This window comes from Dechloromonas denitrificans, assembly GCF_020510685.1.
Classification (GTDB): Bacteria; Pseudomonadota; Gammaproteobacteria; order Burkholderiales; family Rhodocyclaceae; genus Azonexus; species Azonexus denitrificans_A.
The window spans coordinates 4475266-4489281 of sequence record NZ_CP075185.1; the positions used below are offsets into that span (position 1 = coordinate 4475266).

The following is a 14016-nucleotide window of genomic DNA, read 5'->3' on the forward strand; positions in this document are numbered from 1 at the left end:
GACAACGATGAAGAATTTCGCTCTGATGGCCGCCGCCCTGATCCTCGGCTTTACGCTGAGCATCGGCGACGCCGAAGCCAAGCGCCTGGGTGGCGGCGGTTCGACCGGCATGCAACGCCAGTCGGTCGCCCCGTCGGCAACCAAGCAACCGACCCAAGCCGCACCGGCCACGCCGGCCGCCGCGCCGACCGCGCAACCCAAGCGTTCGTGGATGGGCCCGCTGGCCGGCCTCGCCGCCGGTCTTGGTCTGGCCGCTCTGGCCTCGCATTTCGGCTTCGGTGAAGGCCTGGCCAACATGATGATGATCGGCCTGCTGATCATGGCGGTGGTCATGGTGATCGGCTTCGTGATGCGCAAGAAGGCCGCGGCCAGTCAGCCGGGTGGCATGCAGTACGCCGGTGCCGGCTACGGTGGCGCCCAGCCGCCCAAGCCGGAATTCACCCCGGCCGGCGGTTCGACCTACGCCGCCGCGGCAGCCAACGAAAGTGCAGCGACGACTGGCTCCATCCCGGCCGACTTCGATGTCGATGGCTTTGTCCGTAACGCCAAGGTCAACTTCATCCGCCTGCAAGCTGCCAACGATGCCGGCAATCTCGACGACATCCGCGAATTCACCACGCCGGAAATGTTCGCCGAAATCAAGATGGGCATGGCCGAACGCGGTGCTGCAGCGCAGGAAACCGACGTCGTGCAGTTGAACGCCGAAGTCCTCGATGTCGCCGAAGAGGCCAGCCGCTATATCGTCAGCATCCGTTTCCACGGCCTGATCCGCGAAGAGAAGAACGCGCCGACCGGCCCGTTCGACGAAATCTGGAACATGACCAAGCCGCGCGACGGCAGCCGCGGCTGGACACTGGCCGGTATCCAGCAAGTCCAGTAAGACGTACTGCCAAAAGCAAAAGGCCGGGGGAGCAATCCCGCCGGCCTTTTTTACGATCGTCGTTCACCGGCGCCAAGCGGAGCACTGGCAATGCCCATCGAGACTCCCGCCGCCTTACACGCGCTTTTCGTCCACGGCATGGGACGTTCGCCGCTTTCCGGCTGGCCGATGCTCTGGCATTTGCGGCGGGCCGGTATGCAGACCGGCACGTTTGGCTACGCGACCAGTTTCGAGAGCTTCCCGGCCATCGCCGGGCGACTCGCCGCCCGCATTTCCCACCTGGCCGGGCAGGGCGACTATGTTTTGATCGGCCACTCGCTGGGCGGCGTGCTGATTCGTGCTGCCCTCGGCACCCTGCCAGCCGGCACCCGGCAACCGCACCGGGTATTCCTGCTGGGCTCGCCGATTGGCGCCTCCCGGCTGGCGAAATTGCTGCACGACCAGCCGCTCTACCGGCTACTGACCCGCGATTGCGGCCAATTGCTGGCTTCGGAACAACGGATGCAGCATGTGCCGGCGATTTCCGCACCGACCACCGGTATCTTCGGGGTGCGCGGCATTGCGGCAACGCGTGGGCCTTTCGCCGGCGAAGCCAATGACGGAGTCGTCGCCGTGGCGGAAATCAGCGCCGCATGGATAGTCGACGAAGTCCGCCTGCCGGTCGTTCACACCCTGTTGCCGGCCAGCCCGCTGGTCGCCCGGGCGATCCTGGCAAGACTTGCCGGAATCAACTCGAACAGCTGACTTCCAGGCCGCTCGCCCAGTCCGGCGGCAGGGCGGCGTAGTCTTCGAATTCGGGCTGCTCGTCATACGGCTTGCGCAGGCAGGCGAGGAGGCGCCGAACTTCTGAGAAATCCTTGTCCTTGGCCTGGCGAATGGCCTTTTCGGCCAGCCAGTTGCGCAGCACGTATTTCGGGTTGGCGGCGCGCATCGCTGCCTGCCGCTCGCCATCCGGCCACGGCGTCTGGGCCAGCCTGGCCCGCCAGGTGGCCAACCAGGCATCGCAGGCGGCGCGGTCGACAAACAGATCGCGCAACGGGGCATCGGTTTTTGCCGCATTCTCCCGGTCGAGCACGGCCGGCAGTTTGGCCAACGCACGGAAGAACAGCGTGAAGTCCGGCCGATGCTGTTGCAGCAGGCCGAAGGTTTCGCCGACGAAGTCCTCGTCGTCGGCCAGCCCGGAATGCAGGCCGAGCTTGCTGCGCATCAGGCGCTCGAAGCTTGCGCCGAAGGCATCGCCATAGGTTTCGTCGATCGCGTCGCGCGCCTGTTTCGGGCGCTTGATCAGTGGCAGGAAGGCATCGGCCAGGCAATACAGGTTCCATTGTGCGACGTGCGGCTGGTTGCGGTAGGTGTAACGCCCCTGATGGTCGGAGTGATTGCAGATATGGCCGGCGTCGAATGCCTCCATGAAGCCGAACGGGCCGTAATCCAGGGTCAGGCCGAGGATGGACATGTTGTCGGTGTTCATCACGCCGTGCATGAAGCCGACCGCCATCCACTGCGCCATCAGTTCGCCGGTCCGCCGCGAGACGTCGCGCAGCAGGGCATCGTAGGGGTTGGCGGCAGCCCGGCATTCCGGGCGGAAGGTGTCGATGACGTAGTCGGCCAGTTGCTGCAGTTCGCTATGGCGGTCGCGCGAAGCCCAGTGCTCGAAGGAGCCGAAGCGCACGAAACCGGGCGCGACGCGGGTGACCACCGCAGCCGTCTCGATTTCCTCGCGGCGCACCGGCTGATCGGCACCGATGACGCAGAGCGCCCGCGTCGTCGGGATGCCCAGACCGGCCATCGCCTCGGAACAGAGAAACTCGCGGATCGAGGAGCGCAACACGGCGCGCCCGTCGGCACCGCGCGAGTAGGGGGTACGGCCGGCGCCCTTGAGCTGGATTTCCCAGTGGCCCTGCGGATTGCGCAGACCGCCGAGCAGATGCGCCCGGCCATCGCCCAACTGGCCGGCCCAGACACCGAACTGGTGGCCGGAATAGACGGCCGCCAGCGGGTCGGCCCCGGGCAGCGGCTGATTGCCGGCAAATATCTCGGCGAACTCCTGGGTTTCCAGCAAACCGGCCGGCAGGCCGATCAGCCCGGCCACTTCGGCGCTGCTGGCCACGACGTAGGGGGCCGGCAGGGGCTGCGGCGCGAGGCGGGTGTAGAAGGTCTCGGGCAGCGCGGCGAAGCTGTTGTCGAAGACGGGAAATTCAAGGGGCAGGGATTCCGGGGCGTTCATCGGCGGTTTTGTCTGGTTTCTGTCGAAAAAGTCGGGCGCTGATGGCATACAGCAAGTGGCATGCCGGCCGATCCCTTGTTCAGAACACAAAACTTGCCGATGGTTCGCGGATCGGCCCCGACTGGCGTAAGCTCGCGCCATGCGCCGCTACCCGTTGTCTTTTATCGTCCTGAGCACACTCGGTGTGCTCTGTGCCATTCCCGGCGCGATCAGCCTCGCCGGCTTTGGCGCCAGCCTTCACCCGATCCTCGACGACCCGATGGCCGGTCTGGCCTTCATCGTTTCCGCCATCGCCCTGCTCGGCTCCGGCGCCTTTCCGCTGGTCATCGAGAAACTGCGCGACGATGAGGCCGCTTAAGCCTCGCGCATCAGGCGCCAGTACTGGAACTTCAGCATCGCCGCCGCACCGGCGACGATGGCCAGGAAAGTGATGATCGACCCGACGGCCAGCGTCGAAAAGCCGGAAATGCCCTGCCCAACCGTGCAGCCCATGGCGATCACGCCACCGAAACCCATCAGCGCCGCACCGATCAGGTGGCTGGCGGTGTCTTCGACACTGGCGAAGCCTTCCCAGCGGAAACTGCGGGTGATCAGCGCCCAGCAGCCCGAGCCGGCGATGACGCCGAGCACCGAGGCGATGCCGATGGTCAGCTTGCGGCTGGTATCCGACCACAGCATCAGCAGTTCCAGCGCATAGGCCTGCGGGGCGACGAAAGTCAGCGACTCCATCCGCCCGCTGTTGGTCGCCAGGAAGGCTTCCTCCAGCGTTTCCGGATGTTCGGCGACATAGCCGAGATGGCCGCTGACGTACCAGGCGGCGACGACGGCCAGCCCGACGCCCAATCCGCCGAGCAGGTTGTCGACGGTCCAGAAATCGCGTTTCAGCAGGGAGAAGGCCGTCAGCCCGCCGCCGATGGCGATGACGGCCAGCAGAAAGGCCGTTTGCGGCGCCATGCCGGCCGCTGTCAGCAGCGCCGGTAGATCCTGCCCGGCCGGCAGCGTGAGCGCCACTTTTTCCAGCACATTGACCCGGAAGTAGCCGAGAAACCCGCGCATGGTCATGTAGGCGACCAGGCCGAGGACGAGAAAGACGACCACCGACTTGAGGTTGCCGGTGCCGATCCGGATCAGCGTCTTCGAGCCGCAACCGGAGGCGAGGACCATGCCGATGCCGAAGGTCAGCCCGCCGACGATGTAGGACAGCCAGGTAAAGTTGGGGGTCCGGTAGATCGACTTGCCGAGGTCGATCAGGCCGGCGGCATGCAGTGCGGCCGAACCGAGAATCGCCACGCCGATGGCCAGCAGCCACATCCGCATCCGGCCCCAGTCGCGCATATTGACGATGTCGGAAACGGCGCCCATGGTGCAGAAATGGGTCTTCTGGGCGATCGCGCCAAACATGAAGGACACCGCGAAACTCAGCCAGAGTACGGTATTCGGGGAAACGTCAGAGTCCATGATCAGCGGCGGTAAGTGGTTGGATCGGGCAGACCGGCGGCGGCGAAGCCCTCGGCGCGCAGGCGGCACGAATCGCAGACGCCGCAGGCCCGGCCGAGTTCATCGGCCTGATAGCACGAGACGGTCAGGCCGTAATCGACGCCCAACGCGGCGCCGGTACGGATAATGTCGGCCTTGGAAAGATCGATCAACGGCGCGTGAATCGACAGTCTGCCGCCCTCGCCTTCGACGCCGGCACGGGTAGCCAGATTGGCCATCTTCTCGAAGGCGGCGATGAATTCCGGCCGGCAATCCGGGTAACCGGAATAGTCGACCGCATTGACCCCGACGAAAATGTCGCGGCTGCCCAGCACCTCGGCCCAGGCCATCGCCAGCGACAGCATGATGGTGTTGCGGGCCGGCACGTAGGTGACGGGAATGCCTGGCTGGACGCCATCGACCGGGACGGCGATGGTGCTGTCGGTGAGCGCCGAACCGCCGAACTGGGCGAGCCCGAGATTGAGGATGCGGTGCTCGGTGGCCCCAAGCGCCTGTGCCACCCGTTCGGCCGCCCGCAGTTCGGCGCAGTGGCGCTGACCGTAGTTGAACGACAGGCAATAGGAGGCAAAGCCCTGGCTGCGGGCAATGGCGAGGCAAGTGGCGGAATCGAGTCCACCGGAAAGGAGAACGACGGCTGGCTTCATCATGGGGCGCGAATATACCCGAAAATCGCCTGGTTTTGAGCCGGTATCTGCTTGTTCCTAGGCTACAATTTGCCGCTTTCGACCGTTCCGGAGATTTCGATGTCGCTTCGCCTGACTACCCTTGCCGCAGCGCTGCTGCTCGCCAGCTCCGCTCATGCCGCCGAGCAGATCAAGGTCGGTCTGCTGTCCACACTGTCCGGCCCGGGGGCCGGACTCGGCGTCGACATCCGCGACGGTTTCAATCTGGCGATGAAACACCTGAACGGCAAACTGGGTGGCCTGCCGGCCGAGGTACTGATCGCTGACGACCAGCAGAATCCCGACGTCGCCAAGCAGACGGCCGACAAATTCCTGAAGAAGGACAAGGTCGACTTCATGACCGGCATCGTCTTCTCCAACCTGATGCTGGCGGTCGGCCCGACAGTTTTCGAGAACAAGACCTTCTACATCTCGGCCAACGCCGGCCCTTCGCAATACGCCGGCGAGCAGTGCAATCCCTTCTTCTTCAACGTCGCCTGGCAGAACGACAACCTCCACGAAGCCGTCGGCAAGACCGTCCATGACAAGGGCTTCAAGAATGTCGTGATCGTCACCCCGAACTACCCGGGCGGCAAGGATGCGGTCGCCGGCTTCAAGCGCTACTACGCCCCGAAGGAAGCCCCCGCCGGGGGCAAGGGCAAAGTGGTCGACGAGATCTACACCAAGCTCGGCCAGCTCGACTACGCCGCCGAACTGGCGCAGATCCGCGCCACCAAGCCGGACGCGCTGTTCTTCTTCCTGCCGGGCGGCATGGGCATCAACTTCGTCAAGCAGTTCGTCGCCGCCGGCCTGTCGCGCGACACCCAACTGTTCGCCCCCGGCTTCTCGGCCGACGAGGACATCATCAAGGCGGTCGGCGCCCCGATGATGGGCATGTTCAACTCGTCGCACTGGGCGCACGACATGGACAACGCCGAAAACAAGCGTTTCGTCGCCGACTTCCAGAAGGAATTCGGTCGCCTGCCGTCGCTCTACGCCTCGCAAGGTTACGACGCCGCGCTGATGATGGATGCAGCGGTACGCGACGTGAAGGGCAAGGTCGACGACAAGGCGGCGCTGCAAAAGGCCCTGGAAGCCAAGCGCTTCAAGTCGGTACGCGGCGATTTCAAGTTCAACACCAACCACTACCCGGTGCAGAACTACTACCTGCGCGCCATCAGCAAGGATGCGACCGGCCGGGTGACCAACAAGACCATGGGAACCATCTTCACCAATCATGCTGACGCCTACGTGGCGCAGTGCAAGATGAAGTGACCCAGCTGGTTCTCGAGCAGGCCCTCAACGGCCTGCAATTCGGCCTGATGCTTTTCCTCCTCGCCGCCGGGCTGACGCTCGTCTTCGGCATCATGGACTGCATCAACCTGGCGCATGGCTCGCTCTACATGGTCGGGGCTTACTTCGTTGCGGCTGCCGCCCAGGCCGCCGATTCGTTCTGGATCGGCCTCGGCGCCGGCGTCGCCGGGGCAGCCGTGCTCGGCCTTTTGCTCGAACTGACGCTGTTCCGCCAGTTGTACAAGCGCGACCACCTGTCGCAGGTGCTTGCCACTTTCGCCCTGATCCTGATCGCCAACGAGGCGGTGCGCATGCTCTGGGGCGCCCAGCCGGTGATGCTCAACCCGCCGGACGCACTGGCCGGCCCGGTGGAAATCGCCGGCTTCTTCTACCCGGCCTACCGGCTGGTCATCATTGCCTTCGGTCTGGCCGTCGCCGGCCTGCTTTACCTGCTGGTGGCGAAAAGCCGGGTCGGCATGTGGGTCCGCGCCGGCGCTTCGAATCGGGAAATGACCGAAGCCCTCGGCATCAACGTCCGGAACCTGTTCACCGCCGTCTTCGTCTTTGGCGCCGCCCTCTGCGCGCTGGCCGGCGGCCTGCTCGGGCCACTGCTCGCGGTGCAGGTCGGCATGGGCGAAAGCGTGCTGATCCTCGCCTTCGTCGTCATCATCATCGGCGGCATCGGCTCGATCCGCGGCGCGCTGGTCGGCAGCCTGATCGTCGGCACCGTCGACACGCTCGGCCGGGCGCTCTTGCCGACCCTGCTGCGCGCCGCCTTGCCGGCCGATGCCGCAGCGACGCTCGGGCCGACCCTGGCCTCGATCCTGATCTACCTGCTGATGGCCGGCATCCTGTTCTTCAAGCCGCAAGGCTTGTTTCCGGCGCGCGCCTGATGGCCTTCTACCGTCCCGCCACCTACCAGAAGCCGCTCGCCATCGCGCTGCTGATCGCCTTGTTCGCCCTGCCCACGGCACTCACCGCCGGCGGCCAGGAGTTCTACATCGGCTTCGCCAGCCGGGTGCTGATCTTCGCGCTGGCGGCGACCAGCCTGAACCTGGTGCTCGGTTTCGGCGGCATGTTCTCGCTCGGCCACGCCGCCTTTTTCGGAGCCGGCGCTTACGCCGCGGCGATCTGCATGAGCAACGGCATCACCGACGCCTTGCTCGCCTTGCCGCTGGCGATGGCCGCCGCCGGCCTGCTGGCGCTGAGCATCGGCGCCCTTAGCCTGCGCACACGCGGCGTCTACTTCATCATGATCACGCTGGCCTTCGCCCAGATGGCCTATTACCTGTTCATCTCGGCACGCAGCTGGGGCGGCGACGACGGCTTGCCGCTGGCCGGCCGGATGACGCTCGGCGGGCTCAGCCTGGGCAGCGACAGCGCCTTGTATTACGCCGCGCTGGCTTGCCTGGCGCTGGTCATCGCTTTTCTCGGGCGGCTGGCCGAGGCGCGCTTCGGCCGGGTGATCCAGGCCATCCGGGAAAACGAGACGCGAATGGAAGCGCTCGGCTACCCGGTATTCCGCTATCGCCTGATCTGCTTTGCCCTCGGCGGGGCACTGGCCGGACTGGCCGGGGCGCTGCTCGCCAACCTGACCGGCCTGGCCAGCCCCAACCTGCTGCAGTGGATGCAATCCGGCACGCTGCTGGTCATGGTCATCATCGGCGGCGTCGGCTACCTGTACGGCGGCGTGGTCGGCGCAGTGGTGCTGTTGAGTCTCGAGGAGGGACTGTCCGGCCTGACCGTGCACTGGCATATCGGCCTGGGCGTGCTGCTGCTCGGCATCGTGCTGTTTGCGCCGCGCGGCGTCGCTGCGCTGTTCGGAAAACGTCATGGCTGAGCCACTGCTCGACGTTCGCCGCTTGTCGCGCCGCTTTGCCGCGGTGGACGCGCTGCAGGCGGTCAATTTCAGCGTCGACGCCGGCGAGGTGCATGCGCTGATCGGCCCCAACGGCGCCGGCAAGACCACCTTCATTCACCATGTCTCCGGCGCCCTGCAGCCCGATTCGGGCAGCGTTCATTTCGCCGGCCGCGATGTCACGAAACTCGCCATGCACCAGCGCGTCGCCGCCGGCATGGCCCGTTCCTACCAGATCAGCAACGTCTTCCTCGGACTCTCGGCGCTCGACAACGTGGCACTGGCCGTTCAGGGCAGGGCGGATGCCGGCAGCAGCTTCCGTTTCTGGAAGGCGGTCGGCGACGACCGCCGCCTGTTCGACGAGGCCCACGCCTTTCTCGCCCAGGTCGGCCTCGACGAACGCTGCGCCAGCCTGGCCGGCAACCTCGCTCATGGCGAGCAACGGGCCTTGGAGTTGGCGATGGCGCTGGCGACCCAGCCGAAGCTGCTGCTGCTCGACGAGCCGATGGCCGGCACCGGCCCGGAAGAATCGGCGCGCATGGTCGACCTGATCGAACAGCTCGCCCGCCACGTCACCATCCTGCTCGTCGAGCACGACATGGACGCGGTATTCCGGCTGGCCGATCGCATTTCTGTCCTGGTCAACGGCCGGCTGATCTGCACCGGCACGCCGGAAGCGGTACGCACCGACCCGGAAGTCCGCCGCGCCTATCTGGGAGATCATCTGTGAGCGCCTTGCTCGAAGTCAGCGGACTGGAAGTCGCCTATGGCCCGAGCCAGGTGCTGTTCGGCCTCGACCTGACGCTGCCGGAAGGCGCCGCGGCGACCCTGCTCGGCCGCAACGGCATGGGCAAGACCACCACCTTGCGTGCCATCTGCGGCCTGCAGCCGATCACGGCGGGCCGCATCCGCTTTGCCGGCGAGTCGATAGTCGGCTGGCGCCCCGACCGGATCGGCCGCGCCGGCATCGCGCTGGTCCCGGAAGGCCGGCAGTGCTTTCCTAACCTGACGGTCGATGAACATCTGGTGGCCTTCTGCGCCAACCGCCGGGGCCTTGCCGAGCCATGGACGCCGGCCCGGGTCTATGAGCTGTTCCCGCGCCTGCGGGAGCGGGCGAAAAATCTCGGCAACCAGCTTTCCGGCGGCGAGCAGCAGATGCTGGCGATCGGCCGGGCGCTGGTCACCAACCCGCGCTTGATGATTCTCGACGAGGCCAGCGAAGGCCTCGCGCCACTGATCCGGGAAGAAATCTGGACCTGCCTGGCTCGCCTGCGGGCGACCGGGCAAAGCATATTGGTGATCGACAAATACGTCGAAAAGCTGATCGCCCTAGCCGACCAACACACCATCATCGAGCGTGGCCAGGTCGTCTGGCAGGGCGCCTCAGCCGAGCTCGATGCCGATCACGGCATCTGGCATCGCTATCTCGGCATCTAGTCGGCCGGTCCGGCCAGTTTGTCGAGCCGCTGCTCGAATTCGGCAAAAGGCATCGGCCGACCGAACAGGTAGCCCTGGAAGAAGCGGCAGCCATGCTCGACCAGGAAGCCATGCTGCCCGTCCTCCTCGACCCCCTCGGCCACGACGTTCAGGCGCAAGGCGTTGCCCATGGCGATGATGGCCCGGACAATCGCCGCGTCGTCGGGATCGCTGGTGATATCGCGGATGAAGGAACGATCGACCTTGAGTTGCTCGAAGGGAAAGCGTTTCAGATAGGCCAGCGAGGCGTAGCCGGTACCGAAGTCGTCGAGCGAAAAACGGACCCCGAGCTGGCGCAGCGCCTGCATCTTGACCACCACCTCCTCGACATTGTCGAGCAGCAGGCTTTCCGTCAGCTCCAGCTTGAGTAGCTGCGGCCTGGCCTGATGGCGGGCCAGCGCGGCGCTGACCTGGTCAACGAAATCGGCCTGGCGGAACTGGCGGGCACTGACATTGACCGCCATGAACAACTCGCGGGTTGGCTCGTCGGCCGCCCAGCGCCGCAACGCGGCGCAAGCCGTATCGAGCACCCACAGGCCGATCGGCACGATCAGCCCGGTTTCCTCGGCCAGCGGGATGAAATCGTTCGGCGCGACCATCGCCTGCCCGGGCGGTTGCCAGCGGAGCAGGGCTTCGCCGCCAATCAGCCGACGGGCCGAATCGACCTGCGGCTGGACATAGAGCAGGAACTCGCCGCGGGCCAGCGCATTGCGCAAGCCACCCTCCAGCCCGGCGCGCTGGTCGAGCGCCGTCTGCATCGCGTCGTCAAAAAAGCGGATGGCGTTGCGTCCGGCATCCTTGGCCTTGTACAAGGCGATGTCGGCCTGCTTCATCAGCACGTCCAGGCTCTTGTCCTGGGCGCGGAACAGGCTGATCCCGATGCTTGCCGAGCGGAAATATTCGGTATCGTCCTGCAGGATGTAGGGGCGGCACAGTTCGCTGCGTATTTTCTCGGCTACCGTTTCGGCCTGCACGCCTGCCGCTCCCGGATCGCTGCCGAGTTCCTCGAGCATCACGACGAACTCGTCACCGCCCTGGCGTGCCGCGGTGTCGCCTTCGCGAATGCAGGCTTTCAGGCGCTGGGCGACTTCGACCAACAGACGATCGCCGAACTCGTGGCCGAGCGTGTCGTTGAGCGTCTTGAAATGGTCCAGATCGATGATCAGCAAGGCACCATATTGACTGTTACGCTTGCCGGTCTGCCGCGCCTTGTCGAGACGATTGAGCAAGAGCCGCCGATTAGGCAACGCGGTCAGCGGGTCATAGAACGCCAGATGGTGGATTTCGGATTCCGCCACCTTGAGGTTGCTGATGTCGGAAAACGTGCTGACGTAATTGGTCAGCTTGCCCTGATCATCGTAAACGGCGCTGATCGTCAGCCATTCCGGGTAGACCTCGCCACCTTTGCGACGATTCCAGATTTCGCCCTGCCAGTGCCGCGTCTGCTCCAGCGAACGCCACATCTCCAGGTAAAAGCTCGCATCCTGACGACCGGATTTGAGCAGGCTGGGCAGTCGGCCAATCGCCTCTTCCGGCGCGTAGCCGGTCAGCTTGGTGAAGGCCGGGTTGACCCGCAGGATGCGGCGCCGGGCATCGGTCACCATGATCGCCGCCTGCGACTCGAAAGCTGTCGCGGCGATGCGTAATTCCTGCTCGAGGTGTCGGCGCTCGCTGATATCGGAGGCGATGCCGAGATAGCCTTGGACGCTGCCGCTCGAATCGCGTAACGCGGTGATCGCCAAATTGACCGGAAATTGCGAGCCGTCCTTCCGGACATAGGTCCAATCGCTTTCGTCCGACTCGCTGTCTTCAAGTCGGGCAGTGAACACTTCGAATTCGCCGGCTATTGCACGATTCAGTTCGGACGACAGCATCTCGGCCCGGGCGACGACCTCTTCCGGTAGGTGGAACAGGGCCGGGCTGCTTTTGCCGACCACCTCATCCCAACTGTAGCCAAGCATCTTCTGGGCGGCGCTGTTGAAATAGACGATGGTCCCGGCCACATCGGTCGCGATGATGGCATGCGCGGCGTTTTCAAGAATGGCATGCTGCACGATACAAATTTCGGGCAGTCGAATATCCGGCGCAATGACGATATCCGCCGGGCAGCCTTGCGGCAAGAACAAGCGATCGTTGGTCATTGCCAAGCCCGGCCGGTCAGCCAGTTTGCCCGCTCAACGCGCACTACCATTGAAATCCGGTAAATATTCTGCATGAGTCAGCCCCCCTCCTGTATCGCCTGCTTCCCCCCTGGGCAATCGGCGACGCAGCGACTATGACATATCAGGAATACTCCTTGCAACCGAAAAGCCCGGCAGGCAAGGATCTCCGGCCTTAGGACGCAATTGCGACCGGCCGGCGTCCGGTCAGAGTCTGGTAAGCAGCGAGAGCTCGCGTTCGAGCAAGGCTTCGTCACCCAGATTGAGGGCAACCAGCCGACGCAGGTGGGTCACGCTGTCGAGATCGATTTCCCGGCAGGCCAGTCCGTAAAGATCGCCCTGGTGATGAACGATGGTCACTTCCATGCTGATGCTGGCGCCGGTTTCGTCGAGCCCGATCTTCAGGGTGCCTTTGCTGCCGAGGGTGGCGAAGAATCCGCCGGCCGGCCGAATCAAGGCTCCTTTCAACGACAGGTCGACCAGTTCCACCGGGCTCTCGCTGCCGGCAAGAAAGAGATGCGCATCACTATGGAAATGAACACGTGAAAACTGGCGGCGGTTCTGGGTCATTTTTGTCTCCGTCCTTATTTGCCTTTGATGTTACCCCAAAGCAGTTTGTGCAACTGCATCTGAAAGCGCACATTCAGGCCGTCTTCAAGAATCCACTCGGCCAGCGCTCGCGCCTCGACGAGTCCTTGCGCCGGCGACAGCAGCACCGGGCACAATTGGTCGAGGCGGTGCTCGCGCAGAACCTGACGCGCCCATTCGTAATCGGCCCGCGAGGCAATGACGATTTTGATCTCGTCGCGCGGCTGCAAGACGGCGAGATTTTCCCAACGATTCTTCGCCGACTCGCCGGAATCCGGCGCCTTGAGATCCATGATGCGCGAAACGCGCGGATCGACCGGCGCAATGTCGAGCGCCCCCGAGGTTTCCAGCGAAACATCGTAACCGGCATCGGACAAGGCGCTGAGCAGCGGCAGGCAGTCCTTCTGGGAAAGCGGTTCGCCGCCGGTCACGCAAACCTGGCGAACCGGATATTTGGCGACTTCGGCGAGCACCGATTCGATGCTCGCCGGCTCGCCGCCGGTGAAACTGTACGTCGTATCGCACCACACGCAGCGGAGCGGACAACCGGTCAGGCGGACGAAAACGGTCGGCAGGCCGACCCGCGTAGCCTCCCCTTGCAGGGAGTAGAAAATTTCGGTGATGCGCAGCGGCACTTACTTCTTCTTCAGGCGTTGCTGCGCCGATTCAGCGGCTGGGGTGTTGGGATACTTGGCGATCACGGTTTCCAGCGAACGCTTGGTGCCAGTCGGGTTGCCGAGTTCCTGCTGGCAGGTGGCGATGGCCAGCCAGGCATCCGGCGCCTTGGCGCTGTCGGCGTACTTGGTGGTGACCACGCTCTGCGCCTCGATCGCCTTGGTGCAGTTGCGCTGGGCGTACCAGGCGTTACCCAGCCAGTATTGGGCGTTGGGGGCCAGCGAACTGTCCGGATATTTCTGGACAAAGGTCGCGAAGGCGGCACCGGCCTCCTTGTATTTTGCAGCCTTGAATTGATTCAGCGCCGCCTCGTATTCCTGGCCTTCGCGGGCCGGGTCGCCGGTCGGCTTGGTATTCGCCGCGCCGGCCGGATCGGCCCCGGCGTTGCCGCCGGTCTGCGGTTCCAGCTTGCGTAGCCGGGTGTCGAGATCAAGGTAAAAATCCTGCTGGCGCTTCTTGGCTGTTTCCAGCTCGTAATTGAGCGTCTCGACCTGGCCGCGCAGGCGGGCAATTTCCTCCGCCTGGCGCTGGATCTGTCCGGACAGTTCGAGCTGGCCACGGGCCTGCTGGTCGAATCGCGCCTCCGTCTTGATGCTCAGATCGGTGACCTGACGACGTGCTTCGGTGTCGTCAAAAACGCCGGCCTGGGCCGATACGGAACCCAGCGCGGCAAGCAAAAGGGCGATTCGAACCGGCTGCAT

At 64.7% G+C, this 14016-nt stretch carries 15 protein-coding genes; 8 read left to right on the forward strand and 7 right to left on the reverse strand.

The genetic code is table 11. The features are described 5' to 3' along the window. The first annotated feature begins 7 nt into the window (after positions 1–7). Complete coding sequence (locus KI611_RS21300; protein ID WP_226417650.1) at positions 8–880, forward strand: Tim44 domain-containing protein; 873 nt, start codon at positions 8–10, stop codon at positions 878–880. 90 nt (positions 881–970) lie between these two features. Beyond that, positions 971–1624 carry an esterase/lipase family protein gene (locus KI611_RS21305; RefSeq protein ID WP_226417651.1) on the forward strand — a complete coding sequence of 218 codons (654 nt, stop codon included), beginning with the start codon at positions 971–973 and terminating at the stop codon, positions 1622–1624. Here KI611_RS21305 and KI611_RS21310 read toward each other — a convergent pair. Then, entirely contained in the window at positions 1608–3107 is a 1500-nt protein-coding gene (locus KI611_RS21310; protein WP_226417652.1) for a protein adenylyltransferase SelO, read from the reverse strand. The two genes, KI611_RS21305 and KI611_RS21310, sit on opposite strands and share 17 nt — an antisense overlap. Before the next feature lie 139 nt (positions 3108–3246). On the opposite strand from KI611_RS21310, the gene KI611_RS21315 reads away from it, so the two are divergent. Then, positions 3247–3465: a hypothetical protein gene (locus KI611_RS21315; RefSeq protein ID WP_226417653.1), complete on the forward strand. Its 219-nt coding sequence runs from the start codon at positions 3247–3249 to the stop codon at positions 3463–3465. Here the strand turns inward: KI611_RS21315 and KI611_RS21320 are convergent. Both KI611_RS21320 and queC read right to left on the reverse strand, forming a co-directional pair. Next, positions 3462–4565, reverse strand: coding sequence for a YeeE/YedE family protein (locus KI611_RS21320; RefSeq protein ID WP_226417654.1), 1104 nt, complete (start codon positions 4563–4565; stop codon positions 3462–3464). The two genes, KI611_RS21315 and KI611_RS21320, sit on opposite strands and share 4 nt — an antisense overlap. Positions 4566–4567: 2 nt before the next feature. Beyond that, positions 4568–5251: a 7-cyano-7-deazaguanine synthase QueC gene (queC, locus tag KI611_RS21325; RefSeq protein ID WP_226417655.1), complete on the reverse strand. Its 684-nt coding sequence runs from the start codon at positions 5249–5251 to the stop codon at positions 4568–4570. A gap of 96 nt (positions 5252–5347) precedes the next feature. Here queC and KI611_RS21330 point away from each other — a divergent pair, with 96 nt between their 5' ends. From KI611_RS21330 to KI611_RS21350, 5 genes are read left to right on the forward strand one after another with little or no spacing between them, the layout of a single operon-like run. Beyond that, entirely contained in the window at positions 5348–6541 is a 1194-nt protein-coding gene (locus KI611_RS21330) for an ABC transporter substrate-binding protein (RefSeq protein ID WP_226417656.1), read from the forward strand. Further along, positions 6538–7452 (forward strand): branched-chain amino acid ABC transporter permease, encoded by a 915-nt coding sequence (locus KI611_RS21335; RefSeq protein ID WP_226417657.1) that lies wholly within the window; start codon positions 6538–6540, stop codon positions 7450–7452. Before KI611_RS21330 ends, KI611_RS21335 begins: the two co-directional genes overlap by 4 nt. Then, a complete protein-coding gene (locus KI611_RS21340) occupies positions 7452–8399 on the forward strand; it encodes a branched-chain amino acid ABC transporter permease (RefSeq protein WP_226417658.1) in 948 nt (315 codons plus the stop codon). Before KI611_RS21335 ends, KI611_RS21340 begins: the two co-directional genes overlap by 1 nt. Beyond that, positions 8392–9147 (forward strand): ABC transporter ATP-binding protein, encoded by a 756-nt coding sequence (locus KI611_RS21345; protein WP_226417659.1) that lies wholly within the window; start codon positions 8392–8394, stop codon positions 9145–9147. Before KI611_RS21340 ends, KI611_RS21345 begins: the two co-directional genes overlap by 8 nt. Beyond that, positions 9144–9854, forward strand: coding sequence for an ABC transporter ATP-binding protein (locus KI611_RS21350; RefSeq protein ID WP_226417660.1), 711 nt, complete (start codon positions 9144–9146; stop codon positions 9852–9854). Before KI611_RS21345 ends, KI611_RS21350 begins: the two co-directional genes overlap by 4 nt. Here the strand turns inward: KI611_RS21350 and KI611_RS21355 are convergent. The 4 genes from KI611_RS21355 to ybgF all read right to left on the reverse strand — a co-directional run bounded on the left by KI611_RS21355 (position 9851) and on the right by ybgF (position 14016). Next, positions 9851–12034, reverse strand: coding sequence for an EAL domain-containing protein (locus KI611_RS21355; RefSeq protein WP_226417661.1), 2184 nt, complete (start codon positions 12032–12034; stop codon positions 9851–9853). The genes KI611_RS21350 and KI611_RS21355 overlap by 4 nt on opposite strands. 225 nt (positions 12035–12259) lie before the next feature. Then, positions 12260–12622 (reverse strand): PilZ domain-containing protein, encoded by a 363-nt coding sequence (locus KI611_RS21360; RefSeq protein ID WP_226417662.1) that lies wholly within the window; start codon positions 12620–12622, stop codon positions 12260–12262. A 14-nt stretch (positions 12623–12636) separates the two neighbouring features. Further along, complete coding sequence (gene queE / locus KI611_RS21365) at positions 12637–13275, reverse strand: 7-carboxy-7-deazaguanine synthase QueE (RefSeq protein ID WP_226417663.1); 639 nt, start codon at positions 13273–13275, stop codon at positions 12637–12639. Then, entirely contained in the window at positions 13276–14016 is a 741-nt protein-coding gene (gene ybgF / locus KI611_RS21370) for a tol-pal system protein YbgF (protein ID WP_226417664.1), read from the reverse strand.

Excerpts from the sequence above, each read along its gene's own strand:
- KI611_RS21300 (WP_226417650.1), top strand. The coding sequence starts at position 8 with ATGAAGAATTTCGCTCTGATGGCCGCCGCCCTGATCCTCGGCTTTACG.
- KI611_RS21305 (WP_226417651.1), top strand. The coding sequence starts at position 971 with ATGCCCATCGAGACTCCCGCCGCCTTACACGCGCTTTTCGTCCACGGC.
- KI611_RS21310 (WP_226417652.1), bottom strand. The coding sequence starts at position 3,107 with ATGAACGCCCCGGAATCCCTGCCCCTTGAATTTCCCGTCTTCGACAAC.
- KI611_RS21315 (WP_226417653.1), top strand. The coding sequence starts at position 3,247 with ATGCGCCGCTACCCGTTGTCTTTTATCGTCCTGAGCACACTCGGTGTG.
- KI611_RS21320 (WP_226417654.1), bottom strand. The coding sequence starts at position 4,565 with ATGGACTCTGACGTTTCCCCGAATACCGTACTCTGGCTGAGTTTCGCG.
- queC (WP_226417655.1), bottom strand. The coding sequence starts at position 5,251 with ATGATGAAGCCAGCCGTCGTTCTCCTTTCCGGTGGACTCGATTCCGCC.
- KI611_RS21330 (WP_226417656.1), top strand. The coding sequence starts at position 5,348 with ATGTCGCTTCGCCTGACTACCCTTGCCGCAGCGCTGCTGCTCGCCAGC.
- KI611_RS21340 (WP_226417658.1), top strand. The coding sequence starts at position 7,452 with ATGGCCTTCTACCGTCCCGCCACCTACCAGAAGCCGCTCGCCATCGCG.
- KI611_RS21345 (WP_226417659.1), top strand. The coding sequence starts at position 8,392 with ATGGCTGAGCCACTGCTCGACGTTCGCCGCTTGTCGCGCCGCTTTGCC.
- KI611_RS21355 (WP_226417661.1), bottom strand. The coding sequence starts at position 12,034 with ATGACCAACGATCGCTTGTTCTTGCCGCAAGGCTGCCCGGCGGATATC.
- KI611_RS21360 (WP_226417662.1), bottom strand. The coding sequence starts at position 12,622 with ATGACCCAGAACCGCCGCCAGTTTTCACGTGTTCATTTCCATAGTGAT.
- ybgF (WP_226417664.1), bottom strand. The coding sequence starts at position 14,016 with ATGCAGCCGGTTCGAATCGCCCTTTTGCTTGCCGCGCTGGGTTCCGTA.